The sequence below is a fragment of the Mycobacterium sp. genome (genome assembly GCF_032162605.1).
Classification (GTDB): domain Bacteria; phylum Actinomycetota; class Actinomycetes; order Mycobacteriales; family Mycobacteriaceae; genus Mycobacterium.
In genome coordinates this window covers 1-4,150 of the sequence record NZ_JAVROT010000369.1, presented here as the reverse complement: position 1 = coordinate 4,150, position 4,150 = coordinate 1, and the positions used below count along the sequence as shown (strand labels likewise).

5 protein-coding genes are annotated in these 4,150 nt (G+C 66.7%); 1 reads left to right on the top strand and 4 read right to left on the bottom strand.

The genetic code is table 11. From position 1 onward, the window contains the following. Positions 1-66: 66 nt before the first annotated feature. From QOI01_RS20790 to QOI01_RS20775, 4 genes are all read right to left on the bottom strand, one after another. Entirely contained in the window at positions 67-306 is a 240-nt protein-coding gene (locus QOI01_RS20790) for an anti-sigma factor family protein (protein WP_526384264.1), read from the bottom strand. Then, positions 303-938, bottom strand: coding sequence for an RNA polymerase sigma factor (locus QOI01_RS20785; protein WP_526384262.1), 636 nt, complete (start codon positions 936-938; stop codon positions 303-305). The genes QOI01_RS20790 and QOI01_RS20785 overlap by 4 nt, the downstream gene beginning before the upstream one ends. Before the next feature lie 18 nt (positions 939-956). Continuing rightward, on the bottom strand, positions 957-1,436 hold the full coding sequence (locus QOI01_RS20780; RefSeq protein WP_526384260.1) for a YkgB family protein: 480 nt from the start codon (positions 1,434-1,436) through the stop codon (positions 957-959). Positions 1,437-1,512: 76 nt separating this feature from the next. Further along, positions 1,513-3,549: a prolyl oligopeptidase family serine peptidase gene (locus QOI01_RS20775; RefSeq protein WP_526384265.1), complete on the bottom strand. Its 2,037-nt coding sequence runs from the start codon at positions 3,547-3,549 to the stop codon at positions 1,513-1,515. A 143-nt stretch (positions 3,550-3,692) separates the two neighbouring features. Here QOI01_RS20775 and QOI01_RS20770 point away from each other — a divergent pair. After that, positions 3,693-4,150: aldehyde dehydrogenase family protein (locus tag QOI01_RS20770; protein ID WP_526384258.1), on the top strand; the 458-nt coding region annotated here is incomplete at its 3' end.

Sequence of the window (4,150 nt, the reverse complement as noted above, 5' to 3'; positions counted from 1 at the left end):
TATGTGCTGCCGCGCCGGGGATCCGGACGTTCCTGGACCTGCCCACGATAGTCGGCAGGGGAGTTCTCAGCGCCAGTCCCTGAACGCGTTCATCAACCGATCGCGGAAGGCCGGTTCGATGTCGCCGTCGCGGATGGTGCCGATGGTGTGCACGGTCGCGCGGAACTGCTGCAGATAGTTCTCGCACCCGTCGCAGTCGAGAAGGTGGACGTCGAATCGTTCGCGGGTGGCCTGGTCGAGCGAGCCTTCGAGGTAGGCCGTCACCAGTTCGACCAGCTCGTTGCAGTTCATCGGTTGGGCACTCATCTCTGATCCCCCAGGTAGTTCTCGAGCAGGTGCCGGACGACGGCCCGGCCGCGGTGCAGTAGCACCCGCTGGTTGGCGACGCTGATCTCGAGCAGCTCACAGACCTCCGCCGAATTGAATCCGAGCAAGTCGCGCAGAGTCACCACGGCGCGCTGGCGCGCGGGCAACCCCTGCAGCGCGGCCTGCGCCACGGCCATCAACTCGGTCGCCAGCACGGAGGCCTCCGGGGTGTCGGGGAATCGGGCAGGTTCCTCCGCCTCACGCCAGTGACCCGCCCACTCCTCGCCTGCGGCGCGGAACCGCGCGGGATCGACGGTGCCGCCGGTGAAGGCTGCCACCGCCGCGTCGACATCGCGACGTTCGCGCACCCCGCGCTTCTTGGCGATGTTGATCATCACGGTGAAGAGCCAAGTGCGCAGAGAGGATCGGCCCTCGAACGCATCGATGCCCTTGAGCAGCGCGATCCACGTCTCTTGGACGACTTCTTCGGCGATGGCCTCGCTCGGCACGTATCCCCGCGCCACCCGCAACATCGAAGGGGTGTGGCGATCGACCAGTTCGGCGAACGCGGACTCATCGTGGGCACGCAACGCCGTGATGAGCTCGGTCTCGTCGGGCGCCACTCGCGTCATGTTCGTGAATCCATCGGCTCAGCCGCGCCGCAACGCATCGCCGAGGGTCCACACCGAGATTCCCAGCAGCGCAGCGTCCTTGATCAGGAACTGGCCCGTCGAGGACAGGATCGGGAAACCGCCCACCGACGCCTCGAACACGCCCGGCGTCGTGAGCAGAAAGCTGAGCGTGGCAACGAAGAGGCCGATGGCCATCACACTGCCTGCGGCGGAGACCCTTGGCCACCACGGCTTCACCGCGAGCAGCAGCGCGGTCGCGACCTCCACGACGCCGAGCAGCGCCGAGAACGCGTTGACCGAGAACACCTCGTAGAGCCAGCCCATCACTGGGCTGTTCGCGACCAGCGGTTGGATGCCGTCGGCCTCGAACGCGGTGAACTTCAGCAGGCCGATCCAGCCGATGACGACGACGAGGCCGTAGCGGGCCAGCAGGCCGCCCACACGCTCGATCGTCGGCTGAGCCCGCACTGGGTGGGGTTGTTCGCTGACGGCAGTCATACGGCGCATCCTTCCGAGAGGTTCTTGGATGCGGTGTTCGGCGGACGTCCAACCGTTACGGAAGGCCGGGCGCACCCTACTCGCCGAGCGTGCGGTGCAGGAACTCGTAGATCAGTGCCGATCGGAATGCCGTCTGTGCGTTGTCCGCCGCACCTGCGTGCCCGCCCTCGACGTTCTCGTAGTACTGCACCCGGTGGCCTGCCGCCTCCAGCGCGGCGGTCATCTTCCTGGCGTGGCCGGGATGGACCCTGTCATCACGCGTCGAGGTCGTCATGAGCAGTGCTGGGTACTGCCGGTCGGCCGAGATGTTCGCATACGGCGAGTACTCGGCCATGAACGCCCAGTCGTCGGGGTCATCGGGGTTGCCGTACTCGGCCACCCACGACGCGCCGGCCAGCAGCAGGTGATAGCGCTTCATGTCCAGTAGCGGCACGCTGCACACAAGTGCGCCGAACAACTCCGGGTACCTGGTCAGCATGACGCCCATCAACAGTCCGCCGTTGCTGCCACCCTGGGCGGCCAGCTGCTCGACCGTGGTGATGCCGCGCGCCACCAGATCTGCTGCTACGGCGGCGAAGTCCTCGTAGACGAGGTGCCTGCCCTCGCGCATCGCCTGGGTGTGCCAGCGCGGACCGTACTCACCGCCGCCGCGGATGTTGGCCAGCACGTAGGTGCCGCCCCTGGAGAGCCACAGCCTGCCGAGCACCCCGGCGTAACCGGGGGTGTTCGAGGACTCGAAGCCGCCGTAACCGCCGAGGAGGGTCTTGCCCGGACCAGTCGAACCACTGGTTCCGGTCGAACCGCGGTGACCCACGACGAAGTACGGGATCATCGTCCCATCGGCGGAGGCCACGAAGTGCTGTGCCACGTCGATGTCGGAAGCGTCGAAGAACGCCGGTGCGCTCTTGATCTCGGTCAGCTCGCCGCCGGCATGGCCCCAGAGCAGCCGGGACGGACTGTCGAAGCCGCTGGAGTCCAGGAAGATCTCGTCGCCGTATTCGTCGACGTCGACGATCACCGTGGTCATATTGGCGGGAATGCCGGGGATGGGGTCACGCCGCCACGATCCCGGGGTGACGATCTCGATCCTGGTCGCGACGTCTGCGAGCGTGGCCAGGACCAGCCGGTCGCGGGTCCACGCGAAGTTGTCGAGGCTGGTGTGTTCATCCGGCTCGAAGACGACCTCCAGTTCCACTGTGCCGGAAAGGAATTCGTCGTACTTGGCGGCCAGTAGGGTGCCCGGCGGGTACGTCGTCGCGCCCACGATCCATTCGGTGCGCGGCCGGATCAACAGCCACTCCCGGTGGATCGAGATGCCCGCGTCGGTGGGAACGTCGATCTTGACGAGTTCCTCGCCACGGATCTCGAAGCGCTCGCGGTTGAAGAAGTCGACCGAACGCGAGGCAATCAGGCGCTCGAAGCCGGGCGTCGGGTCGAAGCCCACTCCTACGCTGACGTCCGAGGCGAGGCCGGAGTACACCGTCTGGGCCTCTGCCAGCGGCTGCCCGCGTTGCCAGCGCTTGACGATGCGGGGGTAGCCGGAGTCGGTGAGGGAGCCGGGGCCGAAATCCGTTCCCACCAGCACGGTGTCGTGGTTCTCCCACGTGACGCTGGTCTTCGCTTCCGGCACTGCGAACCCGTCGGTGACGAATTGGCGTGTCGCCATGTCGAATTCGCGGACGATGGTGGCGTCGGATCCGCCGCGCGACAGCTCGACGAGCGCGAGCGAGAAGTCGGGCTCGATGACCTCGGCGCCTGCCCACACCCACTTCTCGTCGTCGACCGCGGCCAACGCATCGAGGTCGATCAGGACGTCCCAGTCGGGGGCTTCGGTGCGATAGCCGTCGAGCGTGGTGCGTTGCCACAGTCCCCGTGGGTGGGCCGCGTCGCGCCAGAAGTTGTAGAGGAACTCACCGCGCCGCCGCACGTAGGGAATGCGGGTGTCGGTGTCGAGTATCTCGAGGGCCTCGGAGCGCATGCGCTCGAAACGCTCGCCGCCAAGCTCGGCGAGCGTCGGCTCGTTGTGCGCATCCACCCACTCGAGCGCGTCGTCACCGGTGATGTCCTCGAGCCACAGGTAGGGGTCCGCCCCAGCCGTCTGTTCCTCGCGCAACCGCTCGTCAGCGGCTGTCTGTTCTTCGCGTAAGCGCTCATTACCCACAGGCCCATTGTGGACTCCGGCGTAGTGTGACCTGTGTAACACCTCGTTGACCCGAGCTTCGAGCACCGTTGCGACTAGAGCCGATGGAGACCGTCATGACTGTCTATTCACGCCCAGGATCCGCCGACGCCGTGATGGGGTACGAATCCCGGTACGGCAACTTCATCGGCGGTGAGTGGGTGCCGCCCGCAGGCGGCGAGTACTTCGAGAACCCGACGCCCGTGACGGGACAGGGGTTCTGCGACATTCCGCGTTCGACCGAGGTCGACGTCGAAAATGCGCTGGACGCCGCGCACGGGGCGGCGACCGCGTGGGGCAAGACCTCGCCCGCCGAGCGGGCCGGCATCCTGAACAAGATCGCCGACCGCATCGAGGCGAACCTGGAGGCGCTGGCGCTGGCAGAGGCGTGGGACAACGGCAAACCGATCCGGGAGACGTTGAACGCCGACATTCCGTTGGCGGTGGACCACTTTCGGTACTTCGCCGGGGCGATCCGCGCGCAGGAGGGGTCACTGTCGCAGATCGACGAGGACACCGTCGCCTACCACTTCCA

Bases quoted from the DNA above. Each gene is read 5' to 3' on its own strand.
- QOI01_RS20790 (WP_526384264.1), bottom strand. From the start codon at position 306: ATGAGTGCCCAACCGATGAACTGCAACGAGCTGGTCGAACTGGTGACG.
- QOI01_RS20785 (WP_526384262.1), bottom strand. From the start codon at position 938: ATGACGCGAGTGGCGCCCGACGAGACCGAGCTCATCACGGCGTTGCGT.
- QOI01_RS20780 (WP_526384260.1), bottom strand. From the start codon at position 1,436: ATGACTGCCGTCAGCGAACAACCCCACCCAGTGCGGGCTCAGCCGACG.